Origin of the sequence: Lactobacillus jensenii DSM 20557, from assembly GCF_001436455.1 — a bacterium.
GTDB classification, from domain to species: domain Bacteria; phylum Bacillota; class Bacilli; order Lactobacillales; family Lactobacillaceae; genus Lactobacillus; species Lactobacillus jensenii.
Window position 1 is genome coordinate 1 of sequence record NZ_AYYU01000042.1, and the last position, 4,674, is coordinate 4,674.

At 29.3% G+C, this 4,674-nt stretch carries 2 protein-coding genes; both read right to left on the reverse strand.

All coding sequences use genetic code 11. The features are described from left to right. Positions 1-1,414: ATP-binding cassette domain-containing protein (locus tag FC45_RS07190; RefSeq protein ID WP_057706508.1), on the reverse strand; the 1,414-nt coding region annotated here is incomplete at its 3' end. Then, on the reverse strand, positions 1,411-3,624 hold the full coding sequence (locus FC45_RS07195; protein ID WP_006585359.1) for a class III lanthionine synthetase LanKC N-terminal domain-containing protein: 2,214 nt from the start codon (positions 3,622-3,624) through the stop codon (positions 1,411-1,413). The genes FC45_RS07195 and FC45_RS07190, both read right to left, overlap by 4 nt. Positions 3,625-4,674: the final 1,050 nt, after the last annotated feature.

Genomic DNA, 4,674 nt, shown 5'->3' on the forward strand with positions numbered 1-4,674 from the left:
CATAAACTTGGGTCCGGGCCAAGACTACCTTCTGTCTTTGCCCACCTGATAAATTATCCTTATCTAAATCAACCATAGTCTTAATCCCTTGAGGGAACTTGGTTAAATCAGTCCCTAATTGAACCTTGTCAGCCCAAGCTTTTGCTTTTTCATTCAAAGAATCATTAAAGAGCGTAATATTTTCTTGAATTGTTCCAGGGAATAAGACTGGATCTTGCGGAATATAACCAATTTGATTCAAGTTAGGCTTGAGAAGCTTACCATTTTTGTCTTTGAAAACAATTTTCCCACTACTTGGCGTTAGTTCATCTAAGATTAGCTTAAATAGTGTTGACTTCCCTGCTCCACTATCACCAGTTAAAAGAACCTTTTCACCTTGCTTAACCTCAAAATTCGGGAAACGTAGTTGTTCACCATTAGGGAAGTTAAGGGTTAAGTCTTGCCCAGAAACAGTCGCAAAATCAGCCAAGCTATCACTGGCAACTGTAGTATCTACTGCTGCCATATTAGCAGTGATTTTTTGGTTTAATTGCTTGCTAGATTGAATCAAAGTAATCTGACTAACAATAGTAAACAACCCCGTAAAAATTACTCCAGAAAAGTTACCGATACTAAAAAAGGCACCAAATGGCATATTCTTAGTTACTACCAATAATCCAGCTGTAAAAATAATTAATACTTGGGCTGAACCATTAACTAAGTCATTAAAGATTGAGGTTTGACTAACCTTTTTTGACCGATTAACGTTTGCTTTTTCCAACTTATCAGAGCTCTTAGCTAATACCTGAAATAATTTTGCTTTAACGTTATAACGCTTCAAAATTGCGATACCTTTAAACCACTTTTCGATTGTATCAAGGTATTCTTTATTATTTTCAGAAACGGCAACTGTCGCTTTTTCAAGTGGCTTTGAGATAAGTTGTGGCAAGACAAACATCGCTACTGCCAAGATTAAAATTAAGACTACTAAAATCCAACTATAAGTAAAAACAATGGCAATTGAAAATACAATATTAAAAATTGAACTGATAATTTGATAAATCGGCGTTAAGAAGTTATCGTTCATCATATTCAAATCATTAGTTAGTGAATTTTGAACATCTGTTGGTTTGGTAATTTCTTTTTGCCCAAACAACTTATTCACTATTTTAGCCCTAATCTGATGGAGATAGGCTTGAACTTGCTTATTGAACAAATATGTTGCGATAAAACCCAATATTTCTCCCAAAGTTCCTACAAGGAAGAAAATTAAAATATAAGTTATAAAAATGTTAACATTATACTTTAATAACGAGTTACCCAGACTAGTTAAATATGAATTTCCCAGAGCAACCAGACTCGCTGATGCGATTGCCAAGACAATAAAAATAATTGCTCTTAGCCAGTTGGTTTTGAGTAGCTTTAAAAACGTCATAGATTCTCCTCCTGATTAAAAAAATTATTTTTCTTCAAATCACTTATTATTTTTACAATCCCTTTATTTCCATCTTTAAATTTTACAGAAACATCTCCAAACGTATCATCAATCAAGTAAAGTAATTTATCATTTTTATATAGATAATATGGAATTAAATCGACTAGTTCCCATATACGACTATCTACAGCTGTATCTTTAAAAATCGTTTTATATTTATAGATTGCTATAACAATACCTGCCAATCCATTGATAATTGAGCCTCTTTGAGGTATTTCACTACTTTTCAAAGTTTTTACAAGCTTCAAAATTAAACTATCATATAATTCTGTATTATACACTTGCCGTATTTCTAACAGACATAATAACAATCCAGCAGATCCATTAGATAAATATGGTGAAACTTGTGAACTACCTTCCGTTATCTTTAAATAATATCCTTTACCAGAAACAATTAGAAACTTATTAAACACACTCTTCAAGTACTCTTGTATATCAACTAACTCAGGTTTAATATAAACAATCACGCAAAATAACGTAGCGATTACATCGTCGGATTTCAAGTCAGAATATTGCTTTACAGCCCCCTCCATCCTTATTTTGTTAATCCTCCATTCATCGTAAATCTTCTTCTTTAATTTCTTAGTTATTTCATAGCTTCCATATTCTAAAGTACCGATAAATAAATCTTTGCTATCGTTTTCTTTCTTACTATAAGCTTCTTTTGCTCTTTTTAATTTCAATTGATTAATAAAAATCGTCTGCTTTAAGTTTCTTTCTATTTCTTGAATATCATATTTTTCCTCAAAATGATATTCAATACTTAAATCAGCATTTTCTAGCTCATTTATCAATGGTTTTAAGCTTTGAGTTGGATTACGATAAAGCTTAAAAATCAAAGTAACAAATGCTTGCGGAATTTTATAAAAACTACTGTATTTTTTAAAAAATTTGATTGTAGTTTTTCCACTATTATCAAGCTTTAAAAACATGTTTGCTCTCGAAAATAAAGATATTAATAGATAGACCAATTGTGCTTTATCTTGATTCAATAATGATAAATCATCAATTCTTTTATCATAATACCCCATAGTTCTAAAGAACACTTTATCATCAGGTTCCCTTTTATTTATATATTTACTTTGCGCAAGATCTATAAATGAAACACTTCCGGAATTAAGATTAATTATTAAATTATTATCTGAAATATCTCCAATAAAAAATTTCCTTTTATGAAGTAAATCAACCTTTCTAAGCAAATCGAGAATTAACAAACGATAAAATCTTAAAGTATCCTGTCTTTTTTTAGAATTTAAGAAATCAAATCTTTCTAGCGATCTTAATTCACTAGCAACTATCCCTTCCATTTTTTCTTCACACAAGAAGTAATCTTTATTTTCAAAAAAATCATCAACATATTTAGGGATAAAATCTAAGTCCGAAAGACTTATTAAGTTTTCCTTTTCACGTTTCAAAAGGTTAATTATAGATATATTCTCACAAAAGAAATTTGGGTGAGCATTTTTTAATATAATTTCTCTTTTCTCTTTTGCTTGTTTAGCTATAAACGTAGCCCCTGAGCCTTTGTGATTAACTGCAGCAATTGGAATATATTCTTTGTAAAGTTTAGTAGCTTGCTGTAAATCATCAATATTATTAGGAAATGGTTCTTTTATCCAACTAGGTATTTTATAAGTAGGACTATCATAATCATAATATTCAATTTCCTTTGTAACAGGATTAACGATTTCTTTTCCTGGTCCAATCAGTCTACCAAATCTGTAAAAAATTAATTCTGAATCCTTATATCTCCTATCAGAAAAAATTGTAACGCCCTGTTGTCTTTTGAAAAAATCATCATTATGTAAGCTTAGCAGAATATTTTTAAACCTATGAGTAGTAGGGTAAATAGTAATCACCTTTCCAATTGCCCATGAACAAACAAAGCCGTTTAAATTCTTTTCAATTTCTTTTCTCTTTGCAATATATTTAAAATTAATTTTCTGATTCTTGCAGAATTCAAAGCAATGATTAATCACCCCTTCATAATTGTGAATTGTTGCAGAAATATGAATTTTAAATCCTTGCAAAGGTATTTTTTCTTTGTCTTCAAAATTAAATTGCACGTAATAATTATCTGAAGATAGACCAAAATATTTTTTATCTTCATCATCAAAACTTTTAGGTAAAATATCACAAGGTACCCACATTTTTACACCTTCTTTAAATATAGTTTTTACTAACTAAGAATTTTATCATATTTTTTTATCTTACTGAACATTATTTTTTAAAAAAGCGTTGACGCTAATAATAAAATCATTTATAGTTGAGCTAAACTAAAAAAAGGAGATGATATGTATGGAAGAAATGCTCAAATTGCAAAAGCTTTGTGTCCAAACCGAAAAAGGCAAAGACACAAAAGTGGACTTTACCAATTTTACATGGAAGTGCAAAATGACTGATTAGTTTATTTTTAGTAAATATCATTTGTATATTTAAGTTAAGCTAGCTTTGGTAAATTTAATAGCACTACCTTTTTTCACTCTAGACCAAAAAGTCTGGGAAAGAAGTCGATTTTAGATTAAATTTCGATAAACTTAAAAAATAAAAACGTTGATATATCAAGGTTAATAAAACCAAGATAATCAACGTTTTTTGTGATTTAGGAGTTTTTCCCCAGACACTTTTTTGTCGTAAACTTTAAACAGAGATAGGATACTATACCGCATAGTGTTCAAGTGCAGGAATTCGTATGAAAAAAAGTAGTTTTATCTTTCAATTTGTAGCTATCTCGAAGAATGTGAACATTTGACACCAAGCTTTAAAAATTAAGTTTGATTGTCTAGATAAATACCTTTTATCACTGATTCAAAAACAACCAGTTATATACTTACAAAAGTCAAATATTTAATGTCATAATCAACTAATCAACCTCATTAGAATAATTGGTACTTCAAAGGCTATCTAAATCAAAATTAAGAACAAATTGTAATGAAAAATCTTGGCTTTGATGCCAGAATAGATATGCATATAACTTTATTGATTTTTAATCATGATTTACACTTCTTTTAATGGTACTAGATTTAACTAATATTTCTATTTATTGTAAGACTAATATCGATAAAACAATTTGCTTAAAATTAACTAGGATTAGGTTAAAAAATAGATTTAAACAAAAAGAATCAAGTTTCTTAAAATATTCTCATCAACAGAATTTGCCAAAGAACCTTTTTTTATGCCTTAGTTAACTTCAATTCACG